The sequence below is a fragment of the Candidatus Cloacimonadota bacterium genome, assembly GCA_019429305.1.
Classification (GTDB): Bacteria; Cloacimonadota; Cloacimonadia; order Cloacimonadales; family JAJBBL01; genus JAHYIR01.
Genome location: JAHYIR010000005.1, coordinates 1 through 17310, shown reverse-complemented (window position 1 = coordinate 17310; position 17310 = coordinate 1). Strand labels below are relative to the sequence as shown.

General features: G+C 38.8%; 14 protein-coding genes and 2 rRNA genes. 13 read left to right on the top strand and 3 right to left on the bottom strand.

Going from position 1 to position 17310, the window contains the following annotated elements; translation table 11 throughout:
• The first annotated feature begins 185 nt into the window (after window positions 1-185).
• The 13 genes from K0B81_03665 to K0B81_03605 all read left to right on the top strand — a co-directional run bounded on the left by K0B81_03665 (window position 186) and on the right by K0B81_03605 (window position 16459).
• Window positions 186-941 (top strand): SagB/ThcOx family dehydrogenase, encoded by a 756-nt coding sequence (locus K0B81_03665; protein ID MBW6515699.1) that lies wholly within the window; start codon window positions 186-188, stop codon window positions 939-941.
• A gap of 153 nt (window positions 942-1094) precedes the next feature.
• Window positions 1095-2447, top strand: a complete 1353-nt coding sequence (gene xseA, locus K0B81_03660) for an exodeoxyribonuclease VII large subunit (GenBank protein ID MBW6515698.1) — start codon at window positions 1095-1097, stop codon at window positions 2445-2447.
• A complete protein-coding gene (locus K0B81_03655; protein MBW6515697.1) occupies window positions 2411-3784 on the top strand; it encodes a family 10 glycosylhydrolase in 1374 nt (457 codons plus the stop codon). Before xseA ends, K0B81_03655 begins: the two co-directional genes overlap by 37 nt.
• Window positions 3785-3824: 40 nt before the next feature.
• Window positions 3825-4094 carry an RNA-binding protein gene (locus tag K0B81_03650; GenBank protein ID MBW6515696.1) on the top strand — a complete coding sequence of 90 codons (270 nt, stop codon included), beginning with the start codon at window positions 3825-3827 and terminating at the stop codon, window positions 4092-4094.
• Between the two features lie 23 nt (window positions 4095-4117).
• The gene (locus K0B81_03645; GenBank protein MBW6515695.1) at window positions 4118-4711 is read left to right on the top strand and encodes a hypothetical protein; all 594 of its coding nucleotides are present in this window, start codon (window positions 4118-4120) and stop codon (window positions 4709-4711) included.
• Between the two features lie 217 nt (window positions 4712-4928).
• Window positions 4929-5417, top strand: a complete 489-nt coding sequence (locus K0B81_03640; GenBank protein MBW6515694.1) for a transcriptional repressor — start codon at window positions 4929-4931, stop codon at window positions 5415-5417.
• Window positions 5414-6880, top strand: a complete 1467-nt coding sequence (locus tag K0B81_03635; GenBank protein ID MBW6515693.1) for a catalase — start codon at window positions 5414-5416, stop codon at window positions 6878-6880. The genes K0B81_03640 and K0B81_03635 overlap by 4 nt, the downstream gene beginning before the upstream one ends.
• Before the next feature lie 35 nt (window positions 6881-6915).
• Entirely contained in the window at window positions 6916-7398 is a 483-nt protein-coding gene (locus tag K0B81_03630; protein MBW6515692.1) for a YbaN family protein, read from the top strand.
• Between the two features lie 166 nt (window positions 7399-7564).
• The gene (gene lysS / locus K0B81_03625) at window positions 7565-9067 is read left to right on the top strand and encodes a lysine--tRNA ligase (protein ID MBW6515691.1); all 1503 of its coding nucleotides are present in this window, start codon (window positions 7565-7567) and stop codon (window positions 9065-9067) included.
• A gap of 16 nt (window positions 9068-9083) precedes the next feature.
• Window positions 9084-10301, top strand: coding sequence for an ABC transporter permease (locus tag K0B81_03620; protein ID MBW6515690.1), 1218 nt, complete (start codon window positions 9084-9086; stop codon window positions 10299-10301).
• A 109-nt stretch (window positions 10302-10410) separates the two neighbouring features.
• Window positions 10411-12732 (top strand): endopeptidase La, encoded by a 2322-nt coding sequence (lon, locus tag K0B81_03615; protein MBW6515689.1) that lies wholly within the window; start codon window positions 10411-10413, stop codon window positions 12730-12732.
• A 10-nt stretch (window positions 12733-12742) separates the two neighbouring features.
• The gene (locus K0B81_03610; protein ID MBW6515688.1) at window positions 12743-14143 is read left to right on the top strand and encodes a hypothetical protein; all 1401 of its coding nucleotides are present in this window, start codon (window positions 12743-12745) and stop codon (window positions 14141-14143) included.
• 36 nt (window positions 14144-14179) lie between these two features.
• On the top strand, window positions 14180-16459 hold the full coding sequence (locus tag K0B81_03605) for a vitamin B12-dependent ribonucleotide reductase (protein ID MBW6515687.1): 2280 nt from the start codon (window positions 14180-14182) through the stop codon (window positions 16457-16459).
• A gap of 144 nt (window positions 16460-16603) precedes the next feature.
• Here the strand turns inward: K0B81_03605 and K0B81_03600 are convergent, their stop codons facing one another.
• The 3 genes from K0B81_03600 to K0B81_03590 all read right to left on the bottom strand — a co-directional run.
• Entirely contained in the window at window positions 16604-16756 is a 153-nt protein-coding gene (locus tag K0B81_03600) for a hypothetical protein (protein MBW6515686.1), read from the bottom strand.
• Window positions 16756-16872: ribosomal RNA gene (gene rrf / locus K0B81_03595) — 5S ribosomal RNA — on the bottom strand. The genes K0B81_03600 and rrf overlap by 1 nt, the downstream gene beginning before the upstream one ends.
• Before the next feature lie 50 nt (window positions 16873-16922).
• Window positions 16923-17310, bottom strand: a 23S ribosomal RNA gene (locus K0B81_03590); the annotation flags it as partial.

The following is a 17310-nucleotide window of genomic DNA, read 5'->3' as shown; positions in this document are numbered from 1 at the left end:
AGGAGATAATTGATCACTTAAGATGACTGTAAAAAACTTAACTGTTCTGTGATCAAACGATATCTTTTTTAAAGTGTAATACCACTTGATACAGATGTTGCTTTTCTCTTTTTTTTTGGTTGACAGTAACACCCTTTAATCAAAGTTATTAATGTTTTTCAGAACAATAGGATAAGGGAAAAACCATGAAAGATGCTAAGAATCATCGAGAAAATGCCAAGACACATTTCAATGAATTACATGATATTGTGACCGACCAGATGCAAGGTCTCCCCTGCCCCCCGCTGCAGAAACCTGTTTCGGAGGTGAGTAAGGTCATTGACTTACCAAAGCCGGATCAATCATTCGTTAAGAACAGTCATATTTTCAACTGTCTGGAAAACCGACGCAGTAGGAGAAAATACACTGAGGAATCGCTCACACAGGAGAAACTATCTCTGCTCCTGTGGTTTACTAATGGTGTTCAGCGAATCTTTAAGCGTGGTGATGATTATTCTGTTGCTTTACGCACTGTTCCATCTGCCGGAGCAAGACATCCCTTAGAAACCTATCTGATCATTAACCGGGTTGCCGGTATTGAGTCCGGTGTTTATCGTTACTTAGGTGTTGAGCATCAATTAGTCAAAGAAGAGCAGATAATCTGCACAGAAGATATGATCACAGAAGCTACAATGGGACAAAGTTTTGTTGCTCAAGCCCCTGTTGTTTTCTTATGGGTTGCCATTCCTTACCGCACCGAATGGCGTTATAACGGTGAAGCAGCCAAATTGATCCTGCTTGATGCCGGACATATCTGTCAGAATCTCTATATTGTGGCTGAGGCACTAGGTTTAGGTACCTGTGGTATCGCTGCTTACGATCAGGAAAAGATCGATCAAGCGTTACAACTCGATGGTGATGATGAATTTGTTGTCTATCTGGCACCTGTCGGAAAGTTATGATGATAAATCAGGTGATATTTCGGCACATACCGAAGTCAAGGCAGCGGAAAGATCTCAACTGGAGTGGCACGGGAATCGATGAAGTTTTCTCTCTGTGTCACCCTGAGTGACAAATGGTCGAAAATAGTAATCCAAATCAGGTATTGAATAATTATGTTAGAGATCAAGAAAGAAGATATATTTAGCGTTTCTGACGTAAACAAGATAATCAAAAACCTCATAGATCAGAATCTGCCTTTACTCTGGGTAGAAGGAGAAGTGGCTAATTATACTTCGCACTCTTCCGGTCATACCTATTTCTCCCTGAAAGATAAAGAAAGCACTATCCGCTGTGCCTTTTTCAAACAATATAATATCAGTTCGACCTATTATCCTCAAGAGGGTGACAAAGTCCTCTGCTTCGGGAAAGTCGATGTCTATGAGAAATCGGGGCAATATCAATTGTTGGTCAGGCAGATGCTTCCTGCCGGCATTGGTGAACTGCAGATAAAGTTCAATGCTCTGAAGAAAAAACTCGATGAAGAGGGTTTGTTCGATTCCCGTCATAAGAAGCCGATCCCGGAATATCCGGAATCAATAGGGATAATTACCTCTCCTACCGGTGCTGCTTTTCAGGATATAAAGAACATTCTGACCCGAAGATTTCCTTGCCATATTTATCTATATCCAGCTGCAGTACAGGGTGATAAAGCTGTACAGGAACTGATCGCAGGATTGAGATATTTCAATGAGCAGTTTACTGTCGAGATAATTATTATCGGTAGAGGAGGCGGTTCTCAAGAGGACCTGTTCTGTTTCAACGATGAAGAGTTGGCAAGAACGATATTTGCTTCCCAAATCCCGGTTATTTCGGCAGTAGGACATGAAATAGATTTTACAATTGCTGATTTTGTTGCTGATCTAAGAGCACCTACACCATCTGCAGCTGCTGAATTAGCCGTTCCGGATAAACAGGAAATACTACAACAACTCAAGCAATATCAGAAGCAACTAAAAGTAAGAACTGCTCAACAACTTTTGCATTATAAGCACTTTCTTCGATCTGCAGAAAAAACTCTTTACCAAAAACATCCTCAGTCTATGCTTTTCAAGTTTCAACAACAATTAGACGAGGCGGTAGTATCTTTAGCCAATAGTTTGAAAATCATTCCGGAATTGAGAAATCAAAACCGCAATCTTCAGGATAAACTTGTCTATCTCAGCAATAGAAAGAGTAGTGAGATCATACATCAGGATAGAATGAAGCTGGAGAAAACTACCAATAAAATGATCAACTTAACAATGAATCTTGCCTCACGAGAGAAAGAAAAACTGAATAACTTAAGTCATGAACTCAGTAAACTATCTCCCTATGAAGCACTTAAAAGAGGATATGGAATTATCAGACAGGAAAAAAAGATAATAAATTCGGTTGATAAAATAGATAAAACTCGATCACTGGAAATAAAATTACAAGACGGAACTTGCCAATGCTCTGTAGAAAAAGTAGAAAAATCAGATTACTGACCCTCTTGCTTTTGACTGCTCTGATCATGCTGAGCAGCCAATCAATCTGTGCTGATATCAGAGCTCTCTGGGTTACAGCGTGGGATCTGAATACTCCGGAAAAAATAGATAAAATGATCGCCTTTGCGCTGTCACATAACATAACTCAGATCTTCGCTCATACAAGATATCGTTCTGATGCCCTATATATACCAAACAGGTTTTTCGATACCTACTATAATCCGGAACCGAGGAGTTATATCCTTAATTGTGAGGTCTTTGATCCATTGGCTTACCTGATAGAAAATACCATCGATACAAATTTGGAGATCCATGCCTGGGTCACTGTTTTTGTTGCAACTCCCAGAACTATCGAAAACATTGCTATTGAACACCTTTATAAGACACGTAGTGAATGGTTCACAAAGGATTTTTTGGGTACTAAGATGTCATACAACTCCTATGAAGGGGCTTATCTTGATCCCGGTGTACCGGAGATACAGGATTATCTGATCACTGTTTTTCTCGATATTGTCAGTAATTATCAGGTTCAAGGTATTCAGTTAGATTATATCAGGTATCCGGACAGTCAATTCGGTTATAATCCGGCTGCAATTGAGCAGTACAATCAATCCGATTTTGAATCGAACAGTTTTCATAAATGGAAAGAGGAGCAGATTAATCGGTTTGTACGTCGCTTTTATGCTGAGATGAAGTATCATAATCCTGATTTGATCGTATCAGCAGCTGTAATTAGTGACCTTAACAAGGCAAAAATGAGATACTCCCAAAACTGGACAGAATGGCTGGAAGATGGTTATATCGACTATGCCTATATTATGTCTTATTCTACCTCAGATGAAGTTGTTAATAGAGAATTGCTAGAAGTTCAGAAATGGAAAGACCGTATTATTGTCGGGCTTCGTACTTGGACAGAAAATGGTCGTCCTTACTCACCAAACCTGATAAGTAGCAAGATCCTACTCAGTAAAAGATTAGGATTTCCTGGGATTGCACTCTTCTCCTATACCGGAATCAGAGCAAATAATAACTTCGTCTTGAACAAAGCATTAGAAGGAAATTCCTCACCTGCTAACTCACTCTCCAATAACTTCATCTTTGGCTACATTACTGATCAGAACGGAAAAGCATTAGCTAAAATACCGGTATCTCTTAATGGTAATGCCATCAAAACTTATACTGATGAGAACGGCTTCTTTTTCTTTAATCAGCTGAAGCCGGGTAATTATTGGCTGAAAACAGAAAAGGGGATCAATGTTGTCTTTTCCAGCAATATATACATCCCTTCTTCTCCGCAAGTATTTCCTGTTAAATATAATCTCAGTTTCACCGATTAAAAAATAGAAAGGGTGAATCCTTGATTAAACGGAGTTAGATATGAGAATCGATCAACTAATGAACAAACTATGCCTTGTGAAGAGCAGAAGTGTGGCAAAAAAAGCCTGTGATCATCAACTGGTTCTTATCAATGGAGAACCTGTTAAAGCGAGTTCTACAGTACACGAAAATGATACTCTCCAATACTCTATTTATGGTTATCTAACCGTGATCAAAATCATAAAAATCCCGCTGGGAAACGTTTCTAAGAAAAATGCTACCGAGTATTATGAAGTAATTTCCCGTGAGAAATTGGAAGTTAATTATTAATAATCCATATTAGGAGATAAGAAATGTTCAATGATTATCAGAAAAATAAAAGACATTGTCTTTGTATCATATTTATAATAGCTTTATTGTTGTCAACTATGCTCTGTTGCTTTGCAGAGACTATGAATCAGGATAATGAGATGACCGAAGAGATCAAGTTAACCGAAAATGAATTTCACCAAAAATATGCTATCGGATTGAACAATCTGGTCTGGAATCTATTGGATAAAGAAGAGAAAACTCAGCAGGACAAAGATATGATGATCCATGCTGCTCATACTTCTCTTTACCATTGGAGCAGGATCGGTACAGCTATTAATCTGCAGAGAGGAGAATGGTTAATTTCACGTGTTTACGCAGTACTCAACCGTCCTGAAGCTGCTGTTTATCATGCAGAAAATTGTCTTGCACTGACCAAAGAGCATGGTTTCCTTGATTTTGATCTCGCTTATGCTTATGAAGCAATGGCGAGAGCTTATGCCTCAGCCGGTAATACTACCGAGTTCGAAAAGAATTTTAAACTGGCAAGGGAAGCCGGAGAAAAGATCGCTGCTGAAGAGAACAGAACTCTCTTCTTTGATGATCTAAACTCCGAACCATGGTACGGCATGAAATAAAACTTTTCACCCTTATAAATAACTGACCTCTAAACTTTTAGACTTCTGAATCTTGTAATCTTACTATTCTGATTAGCTCCTATTGCATCTTATTATAGCTAGCGAAAGTTAGCTTAGCTAGCTAAATACTCATTAATAAAAAAATATGGCTTGACTCAAAATGCGACCTAATACTAATTGTTTCTTAGTTAGTAATTATACCTAAATAGGAAATATTATGCATTTAACTGAAAAGCAGATTAAAGGGAGATTGGATGATTTCCAGCAAGCAGCAAGGGAAGCAGGCATAAAAGTTACCCATCAAAGACTGTCAATATACCGGCTCTTAACAACAAGTGAAAATCATCCCAGTGCTGAAGAGATATATGCTAAATTGAAAAAGAAAATGCCGACCGTTTCTCTTGATACTGTTTACCGTACTTTATGGATGCTGGCTGATCTAGGTTTTATTAATACAGTCTCTCAAGATAGGGGAAGCATCCGTTTTGATGGCAAGACAGATCATCATCATCACTTTTATTGTATTCGTTGTCGTATACTCAGAGACTTTACCAACAAAGAGTTGAGTAAGCTAAAAATCCCTAAAGAAGCCAAAGAATATGGCGAAACAATCTCATTACAAGTCGAGGTTCAGGGTATTTGTGATAAATGTCATAAGAAAGAAAACAAATCACCAATAAATAAACAAAAAAGGAGTAAAACATGAAAGAAGAAAAACCGAAGCTGACTACTGTTGCCGGAGCACCGGTAGTAGATAATCAGAATGTAACAACCGCCGGACCAAGAGGTCCGATATTGATGCAGGATATGTGGTTACAGGAGAAGCTGGCTCATTTTGACCGGGAAGTAATCCCTGAACGACGTATGCATGCCAAAGGGTCAGGAGCTTTTGGGCATTTTACCGTGACCCATGATATCACTAAATACACCAAAGCCAAGATCTTTTCCGAGATTGGCAAGAAGACAGAGGTCTTTATGAGATTTTCTACTGTAGCCGGGGAAAGAGGTGCTGCCGATGCCGAGAGAGATATTCGCGGATTTGCCGTTAAATTCTATACCGAAGAAGGTAACTGGGATTTAGTGGGAAACAACACTCCGGTATTCTTTATCAGAGATCCGCTCAAGTTTCCGGATCTTAACCATGCTATTAAACGAGATCCCAGAACCAATATGCGCAGTGCTCGAAACAATTGGGATTTCTGGACAATGTTACCGGAAGCTATTCATCAAGTAACAATTACTATGAGTGATCGCGGTATTCCTTATTCATATCGTCATATGAATGGTTATGGCTGCCATACTTTCTCTATGTTCAATGAAAAGAATGAGAAGGTGTGGGTAAAATTCCATCTTAAAACCATGCAGGGAATTAAGAACATAACCGATCAGGAAGCTGAAGCTATTGTAGGTAAGGACAGAGAAAGCCATCAAAGAGATCTTTATGAGAGTATCGAACGTAAAGAGTTTCCACGATGGAAAATGTCTATTCAAATCATGACTGAAGAGCAGGCAGAGAATTGTCCGTTTAATCCCTTTGATATAACTAAGGTATGGCCACACGGTGACTATCCAATGATGGAAGTTGGTATTCTGGAGCTTAACCGTAATCCGGAGAACTATTTTGCAGATGTTGAACAGGCAGCTTTTACACCGGCAAATATCGTTCCGGGTATAGGATATTCCCCTGATCGACTATTGCAGGCACGCCTATTCTCTTATGGAGATGCTCAACGATATCGCCTTGGTGTTAATCATCATCAAATACCGGTCAACAGACCGAAGTGTCCTTTCCATAGCTATCACCGGGATGGACAGATGCGAGTTGACGGCAATCAAGGAAGCAGACTGGGATATGAACCAAACAGCTATGGTGAATGGCAGGATCAACCAGAATTTACAGAACCACCAATGAAACTACATAGAGATGCCTATCATTACGATCATCGTGAAGATGAGGATTATTACTCTCAACCTCGGGCTCTTTATCGATTGATGACACCGGAACAGCAACAAGTTCTCTATGAAAACACCGCCCGTAATATGGGAGATGCTCCGAAACATGTCAAAACAAGACATATCCGCAATTGTCATAAGGTAGATCCTCCTTACGGTGAAGGTGTCGCCAAAGCATTGGGAATCTCTTTAGAAGAAGCTTTAAACGAGAGTTAAAAAAAAATTGATCAAAACCGATAGGAGATAATCTTATGAGTATAAATGACAAGCAACCTTTCGTAACTACACAAAAAAGTATAGTTACGAGGAAACTCAAAAATTCCGGCAAGAAAGTCCAGAGGATTATCTTTATTACTATTGGTTTGATATCTTTAACCTTGGGAGTGGTTGGTATTATTCTGCCTTTATTACCAACCACCCCATTTCTTCTACTATCGGCAGCGCTCTTTGCTAATGCATCTCCGAAACTTTATAATTGGTTGCATACCAATCCGATTTTCGGAGAATATTTGCGAAGATATCGGAATAAAGAGGGTATTCCCTTAGAATTGAAAATAGGGGTGCTATCAGTACTCTGGATTACTCTGGCTAGTTCGGCATTTCTTGCCGTCTCACCGGAAAGATGGTATGTAAGAATCGTTCTGCTCTTAATAGGTCTTGGAGTGACAATCCATATTCTGAAAATCAAGACGCAAGAAAAACAAAAAGAGAGTCGGGAGGTAGTTACAGAATAATAGTCTGTTTTATTTCATCTTATCACCCCCCATATTTGTAGGGATATTCATTTCTTTCTTTTTTAAAGCATGGGAACAACAAGAAATGAACACTTCATAATCCTTGACATTGAACGTCTAATCAAATGATTGTTCCAGAAATAGTCTCCAAAATAAGAGGTTAAATATGCATAACACAACAGAGATCATTAAATTGAAAAGAGAAAAGCTGCAGAAGATCATTGAAATGGGCATAAATCCCTACCACAACAGGGTAGAAAGAACCCATCAGATAAAAGAGTTGCAGCAAAAGAGAGAAAATCTACTGCAATCTCAGGAAGAGATTACTATTGCAGGTCGTTTAACTGCTTTACGTCGTCACGGAAAGATTGGCTTTGCTAATATCGAGGATATGAGTGGCAAGATACAACTCTATGTCCGCCTTGATACTATTGGAGAAGCTGATTATGAGATATACAAACACTGTGACTTAGGAGACTTTATTCAGACTCGCGGAGTGGCAATAATAACAGAAAGAGGTGAATACTCTCTAAAATGTTTGACCTTAAAACTCTTGTCGAAGAATCTCAGACCTATACCTACAGTTAAAGAGAAGGTTATAGATGGTAAAACTGTCCGCTATGATGAGTTTTCAGATATTGAGCTGCGTTATCGCAAGAGATATCTCGACTTGCTGCTCAATCCGGATAATAAAGCGACTTTTATAACAAGAGCGAATATCATCCGTTTTATGCGCGAATATCTCGATAACCATGATTTTATCGAAGTGGAGACGCCTGTGCTACAGCCACTCTATGGTGGTGCTTATGCCCGTCCTTTTATTACTCATCACAATACTCTCGATATCGACCTCTATCTGAGAATAGCAACCGAACTCTATCTGAAAAGATTAATCATTGGTGGCTTTGAGAAAGTATATGAGATCGGCAAAGATTTTCGTAATGAAGGGATGGATAGAAATCATAATCCCGAATTTACTATGTTGGAGGTCTATCAGTCCTATGCTGACTATCATACAATGATGGATCTTACAGAAGATATGATCACTACGATTGCGAAAAAGTTATTTAACTCAACAAGCTTCCAATATGACAATCACACCATTTCATTACAGAAACCGTGGGCGAGAGGGAGTATGATTGACCTGATCAAGAAAGAGACCGGTTTGGATACTTCCGATTGTGATCTGGCAAAGCTAACTTCCTTCTTTAAAGAGCATAATCTGGAGATACCAGAGAAAGCCACCGCAGGTGAATTAATAATTGAACTATTTGAGATTTATATAGAGAAGAATTTGATCCAACCGACATTTATTATAGACTTCCCAAAAGAGGTTTCACCATTAGCAAAGAGTCGTGTTGACAATCCACACTTTGTGGAAAGGTTCGAACTCTTCATAGCCGGTCATGAATTGGGAAATGCCTTCACCGAGCTCAATGACCCTATAGAACAAGAAAGACGACTACAGAAGCAAGCAGCTATGAGGGAAGCCGGTGATATGGAAGCAGCTCCTTTTGATGAGGATTTTCTGGAAGCTATGGAGTATGGTATGCCGCCAACAGGTGGTTTGGGTATTGGTGTTGACCGGCTTTGTATGCTTTTTACCAATAATTCGTCAATAAAAGAGGTAATTCTCTTTCCTCAAATGAAACCTGAGCATCATATTTAAGGGTTCTTAAAACCAGATGGATTACATACTGATCAAGAAGTTTCTTTGCGGAAAGAACCGCTTTTTTCCCAAAACTTCACATATCTTTACTCTTGTAGGGATTACGATCGGAGTTACTGCTCTACTTATTGTATCAACTGTGATGAATGGTTTTGAGCAGGATATGATGAACCGGATCATTGGCTCTAAAGCGGAAATCCGTGTTATCAGTGCCGACAGAAGCCCAATTAGTGAATACGAATCGCTGGTCTCCGATATCGAAAACCACCCTTCTATGGTTGCTGTATCCCCTGTGGTTAATAAAGAATTATTAGCACATAAGGGACAGGCAACTACCGTGATAAATGCTTTCGGTATCGATTATGAAAAACATAATGAATTGATCTCTCTTGAACAACAGATCAGATTAGGTAAACCAGACATTAAAGAGTTCGAAGAGAACGGAATAATCATTGGACTCGACCTTTCTCTTCTACTTAGTGCTACTATTGGTGAATATATACAGCTCTCATCTCCGGTGGACAGGGCACCTTCACCTTTTGGTTTACTGCCGAGAATGAAGCGATTCAGAGTGATGGGAATCTTTGTTTCCGATATGCCGGAATTCGATAAAACTTATGCTTACATCTCGCTCAATAATGCCCGATTTTTTTCTGATATTGGTGATGCGGTAACACTGCTGCAGGTTAAGACCGTCAATCCTAAAAATTCGACAAGATATGCTTCTTCTTTGCAGAGAATAGTTGATAGGAAGTATTTGGTTGAAGATTGGAGTCAGTTTGATGCTAATCTCTTTCAAGCAATGCAATTAGAAAAAGCAGTGATGTTTACAGTATTGGCTTTGATGTTGATCATTTCCGGTTTCAATATGGCAGGTAATTCACTTAAAACTGTAGCAGAGAAAAAGACAGAGATCGGCATATTGAAGGCACTCGGTATGAAATCAGGCCGGATAAATCGCTTTTTTATCGGCATTAATCTATTGCTGGGATTCATTGGTATTTTTTTAGGTGGTTTTATATCGCTCGCTTTCATTTATGTACAAGAAAACTATCAGTTTATACAAATACCTGTTCCCGGTTTTCCTATGCAGTGGCTGCCGGTAGTCATGAAGAGTAGCGATTTTCTTGTCGTGCCAAGTATAGTGATAATTATTTGCCTTTTAGCAACAATAATTGCTTTACAAAAAATCAAAGAAATTGAACCTATTCGAATAATAAGGGAATTAGAATAAATTGATCATTATTCTTTCTACGGCTTGTTAGTAAGCTTAATAAAGTCTTTTTAGCATAATAATTAAGAGGAATAAATGTTTACAAAAGGATATTTCAGAGGGTTAAAGGATGGAACAGAATAATCGTATTCCCCGTTCTTTACCGGTAATACATCTCAACAACACGGTAATGTTTCCCTATTTAATGATCCCTTTGGTCGTCTCTGAAGAATCGTTAAAAAAGGTGATCGATTATGCCCTCTCCAATGATAAATTGTTAGGATTCTTCTTAACCCGCGAAATTGAAGATAAAAGGGATGAAGTTGAAATATATGAATACGGTTCTGCTGTTTCTATATTGAGAATGTTGCGAAATCAAGACGGTTCTATTAGTCTTCTCTTGCAAGGTGTATCAAGGATCCGCATAGATAGAATTACTCAAAAAGAACCCTTCATGATGGTTGAGGTTGAGACCATACCGGAGATTTTGGAAGAATCTCCTAAGATAACAGCGCTGCGTAATATTGCAACAGAACTTGTCGAGAAGATCATTAGTGAGTCATCCGATCTCAATAAAGAGATCATCCTTGGTTTGAAGAATATAAAACAAGCCGGGCGTGTGGCAGATATTATTGCCGGCAATATTCCATTGGAAGTAAAGCAAAAACAAGCCGTTTTAGAAGCTGTAGATCTGGTAAGAAGATATGAGCGATTAAACAAGTATCTTGCTGAGCTAATCAAGCAGATGCGGTTGGAAAATACTATCCGCAGTAATATTCAACTGGAAATGGATGAGGATCAAAGACGGTACTATCTCAAAGAACAGCTTGCTGCTATAAAAAAAGAACTCGGCGAAACAGACGAAGCTAATATGGAGATAGAGAATTGGACGACAAAGATCGCAACTGCTGATCTGCCCGATTATGTGGAAAAGGAAGCTTTTGAGGAATTAGACCGCTTAGCAATGATGTCTCCGGCTTCTGCGGAGTATAATGTTATCCGTAGCTATCTGGAATGGCTGGTTAACTTACCTTGGCGAAAACAGACAAAAGACCGTCTGAATCTGCAAAAAATTGAAGAGATTCTGGAAACTGATCATTATGGCCTTCCCAAGATAAAAGAAAGAATAATTGAGTATATCGCGGTTAAGAAACTCAATAAAAAACTAAAAGGTCCGATACTCTGCTTCGTTGGTCCTCCGGGTGTTGGAAAAACATCTTTTGGAAAATCGATAGCGAGAGCTCTCAAACGAAGATTTATACGCCTCTCTCTAGGTGGCATTCATGATGAGGCGGAGATTAGAGGACATCGCAGAACATATATCGGAGCTATGCCGGGTAAGATCCTTAATGAGATTAAACGCGCCGGAACAGCTAACCCGCTCTTCATGCTTGATGAAATTGATAAGATTGGTCGTGACTTTCGGGGTGACCCTGCATCTGCCCTGTTAGAAGTACTCGATCCGGAACAAAACAACGAGTTTATCGATAACTATATCAACCTGAAATTCGATCTATCGGAAGTTATTTTCATAACTACAGCTAATATTCTCGATACAATTCCTCCTGCTCTTAGAGACAGAATGGAAATATTGGAGTTCTCCAGTTATGTTGAAGAGGAGAAGATCCATATAGCCCGCAAATACCTCGTTCCAAAAGAAGCACAGAACAATGGACTGACCGGGAAGAATGTTCGCTTTCAGGATTCTGCTCTCAAGGAGATAATCAGGTATTACGTCAGAGAAGCCGGGGTGAGAAACTTGCAGAGAATGATCGCTTCGATTATGAGAAAAATTGCCAGAAAGATTGCTACCGGAAATACAAAACTACATATAATTACCGATAAGAATGTTAAGGAATTTCTCGGTAGAAGAAAATTCTCTATGGAATTAGCAAATAAAAAACCGGAGATTGGAGTGGTTACGGGACTTGCTTGGACTCCTTATGGTGGAGAAATTCTCTTTTGTGAAGCAACTGCTATGCCGGGCAAAGGGGAACTCTCGTTAACCGGTCTTCTGGGTGAAGTAATGAAAGAATCGGCTAAATTGGCTTTTAGTTATATAAAGAGCAATTATCAAACATTTGGGATCGATATAGATAGATTCAAAAAATCTGATTTTCATATCCACTTACCTGCAGGTGCGATACCGAAAGATGGTCCCTCTGCCGGAGTTACTCTTACTACAGCTATTGTTTCTCTGGTTACAGGTAAGAAAGTTAAACCAAACATTGCTATGACTGGTGAGCTAACACTAAAAGGGAAGATACTGGCAATTGGCGGTGTGAAAGAAAAAATTTTAGCCGCAAAAAGAGCAGGAATCAAGAATGTTATTCTCCCCGAAGAGAATAGAGATACGTATGAAGATCTCGACGATGAGATTCGCCAAGATATGCAAATTCACTTTGTTAGGGAATATCCGGAAATCCTTGATCTGGTAATCCTAAACAAGTAGTATTAGTTCAATGGATGAAATTAGTAGAAATATCAGTATCTTGCTCAATGTAGAGAAAAGCTTTATCCCTAAAGCAGAATACGTGTTTCGTACTTTTGGTAAGATCCTCGGTTTGCAGCCCAATTTCTATTATGAATATACGTTGGAAGATATTCATGTCTATTATGGACCACCGGTTGAAGACAAAAGACCTATAGAGATCTATTACAATAAACAGGCAGCTGACTTTTTCAATAAGCAAAATAATTTCAGTGAAGAGATTCATTTCCTGAACTACAGAAACGAAAATATACCCTTTCTTTTCTCAAAACCGGGGCAATTATTCCTCTATACGGCTAAAAGCTTAGAAATTAAGAAAGATATCATCTCTTCTGCTTTCTTCTTCCTGAGTTGCTGGGAAGAATACACTCAGGGGAAAAATGATATTTGTCATCAAAACAAAAAAAAGAATGCTCCTAAAAAACAAGCTCAGCAATTAACCATTCAACGAACTTGGGACTTCGAAGACATACCTATAGTTGATAGATACTGTGATATTTTTCAGAAAGCTTTAGAAACAATGCTTCCGGGTTATCAAAGACAAATGAAGCTGCCTCATAATAAGGATTTTGCTGCTTCTGTCAGTCATTTAATAGCTGGGGATGATATTGAAAGAAATGATAGCTCAGAAAGGAAAAAGACTAAGAAGAAACAATCGATTGATTTGACTACTCAGAAGTTGATATCTACAACTCGCTTATTAAATCAAATAAAAAGAGAAAAGAATCTCAAATCAACACCGGAGTTTTTCCTTCCCATTGAATTACCTGGCAATTTGCATGAAAAGCAACTAAAAGATATTAACTCCCTTATTAGTCTTATTCTTTCTTCTGTATCAGATAAAACAATCGGAATTTTTGCGGACAAAGAGGTCACAACCGAGCAAATCAATGAATCATATTCGAAATATGTAGAACAGGGCTTTATTGTTCAGGGTTACTATCAAAATTGCTGGTGTCATCATTATCAACCTTTAATGAAGATTTTAGAAGAGACAGACATCAAGTATGATATATCAATAAGTTATTGCGATGTATTGGGTTATAGAGCAGGGATATCTTATCCATATTACCCTTATAATATCAAAGAGAATAAACCTTTTACAATACTGGAGATACCACAAGTTATTAATAATACTCTTTTTACGAGCATTCCCCGATCAAAAAGGTTTATTAAGAACCATATTAAATACTTGATTGACGATGCAACTCTATATAAAACTCACTTTGGTATAATCTGGAATCATTCGCAAATATCACCATTAAACGATTTGAATTTTGATTATTATTTAAGATTATTGAAGTTAGTACTGAAAAGAAATGCCTGGTTAAGCTCTCCTCATGATATTTATTATCATTGGATGGACAGGTAAAACTTTTTTATAAATAAACTATTACGGAGTTTTGTTATGTTACTATCAGAGAACGCTAAAGTCGTACTGGAAAAGAGATATTTTAAGAAAGATGAGAGTGGTGCAATCATTGAAAATTGGTCACAGCTTATAGAAAGAGTTGCCGGAAATATTAGTAAAGGGGATCCGGTTCTTTTCCGGAAGTTTTGTGCTTTGCTTGATTCTGGCGCGTTTTTACCTAATTCACCGACACTAATGAATGCGGGTAACGATCTACAACAGCTCTCTGCCTGTTTTGTACTACCTATTGAAGACAGTTTGGACAGTATTTTTAATTCCATTAAAAATGCAGCTTTGATACACAAAAGTGGGGGTGGTACCGGATTCAGTTTTAGCCGTTTACGAGAGACAAATTCTCGTGTTAAAACAACTAGTGGAGTTTCCAGTGGGCCTATTTCATTTCTCAGGGTCTTTAATGCTGCAACAGATGCTGTAAAGCAGGGTGGTACTCGTCGAGGTGCCAATATGGCTATTCTCAATATTGATCATCCACAAATTATTGAATTCATTACGGCAAAGAGTGACCCTAATGAGTTAACAAATTTCAATCTTAGTGTTGGTTTAACTGACTCTTTTATGGATGCTTTAAAAAATAAAGGTGAATTTCAATTAGTTTCACCCCATACACATCAAGTTATTGAAACAAAAAAGGCAGAAGTGGTCTTTGATCTGATAGTGGAAATGGCATATAAAAACGGCGAACCTGGTATAGTCTTTATTGATGTTATTAATCAACATAATCCTACTCCCCATATTGGAAAAATCGAGTCAACAAACCCATGTGGCGAACAACCTCTTCTGGCTAATGAGGCATGTAATCTCGGTTCTATAAATGTCCATAGTTTCTACGAAAATGGTAATTTCAACTGGGACAAACTTAGAGAGACTGTCTTCGATGCTGTTGAGTTTCTCGATTGTGTGATTGACCAATCGGAATTTCCTCTTCCTGAAATTGATAATATGGCAAGGCAAAATCGTAAAATCGGACTCGGAATAATGGGATACGCCGATTTGCTTTTTGAAATCGGATTACCATATAATAGTGATGCCTCAGTATCTTTTGCTGAAGAGTTAATGGAATTTATTGATTATCATGCTAAGTTGAAATCAATGTTGTTAGCAAAAGATAAAGGGGCATTCCCTAACTTCTCCAAAAGTATATATGATACTAAAAACCTTAAACGTCAAAAAAATAAGCTCGACTGGGAACAAATTATGGCTGATATTCAAGCTAACGGCATAAGAAATGCAACAGTAACAACTATTGCACCTACTGGTACAATTAGTATGATCTGTAATACATCCAGTGGTATTGAACCTCAATTTTCTCTTGTATATGTAAAAAATGTCATGGATGGAGAAAAACTGCTCTACGTTAACCCTGTGTTTGAAAAAAAGATGAAAGAGATCGGTATTTACTCTAAAGAATTGATGGAGCAAATTTCGGAAAACGGTTCTTTACTTAATGTTGCAGAAATCCCTGATGATGTAAAAAAAGTATTTATCACATCGCATGATATCTCTCCTGAATGGCATATAAAAATGCAGGCTGCCTTCCAAAAATATACCGACAATGCTGTATCTAAGACTATCAATTTCCCCCATACTGCTACTAAAGCAGATATTAAAAACAGTTTCCTACTAGCTTATGAACTCGGTTGTAAAGGGGTTACAGTCTATCGAGACGGAAGTAGGGCTAACCAGGTACTTAGTACTGGTAAAAAAACTTCTGTTACTTATGATCCGACCGATCAAAGAATTACTCCAAGAACAAGACCTGAAATAATGACAGGTTTGACCAGCAGAATAGAAACCGGTTGCGGACATCTGTATATAACAATTAATTCTGATGAAAATGGCGCTTTCGAAATCTTTACTCAAATGGGAAAAGTCGGTGGTTGCGCTTCTGCACAGTTGGAAGCTGTTGCCCGATTAGCTTCACTTTGCCTACGTACAAATGTCAAAGTAGAATCACTGATTCATCAGCTAAGAGGTATTCGTTGTCCTTCTCCTATGTGGTATTGCGGAACTGTAGTATCCTCTTGTGCTGATGCCATTGCTAAGTCCTTAGAATCATATCTTAGTTTGTATAAGAAAGGTCAATTAAATGGTTTTTCTTCCTCTGATCCTGATGTCGTTCTCAGTTCAAACCCCAGTTCGAATCCTGAAAAGAAAGAAAAAAAGAGTATAGGAGGAGTTTGCCCTGATTGTGGAGGTACTGTCGAATTCAGTGAAGGATGTAAAAAGTGTCATCTCTGTGGTTGGTCTAAATGTTAAAATATAGATAAGATTTAATTACTTATTATTTTTCAAAAGCAGGATCCATCCGGGATCCTGCTTTCCTTTTCAGTACAATGATCTTATTCAATCTGAGTGATCGATCAATATTCGCCTTCTCACCCATTCACTCCCTCGTAGTTATCAACCTGAGTCTTCTGCACCAAAATGGCAGGCATCATTGAGGGAGTACTCCATTTTGGCGAAGGGTGTATCGAAGGATACTGTATTGTGTCGAATAGTAACTAAGAACCAGATATGTATTTGATTGTTTTGATAAAAAAAAGAGGCATTCATTCTGGCGGCGACCTACTCTCCCACACAGTTGCCCGTGCAGTACCATCGGCGATAGTGAGCTTAACTGCTGTGTTCGGGATGGGAACAGGTGTGACCTCACTTCCATTACCACCAGAATGAATGCCTCATACTTGATTATTGTGAAACTAAGAGATAAGAGAAAAAAGGCACGAAGACAATCGAGCGATTAGTATCACTTGGCTGAACACATTACTGTGCTTACACCTGTGACCTATCTACGTTGTAGTCTACAACGACTCTTCAGGGAAATCTATTTTGGGGACGGCTTCCCGCTTAGATGCTTTCAGCGGTTATCCTGACCGAACATAGCTACTCGGCAATGCAACTGGCGTCACAACCGATACACCAGAGGTTCGTCCACACCGGTCCTCTCGTACTAGATGTAGTCCCCCTCAAATTTCCTGCTCCCACGAAGGATAGGGACCGAACTGTCTCACGACGTTCTGAACCCAGCTCGCGTAACTCTTTAATCGGCGAACAGCCGAACCCTTGGGACCTTCTTCAGCCCCAGGATGAGTTGAGCCGACATCGAG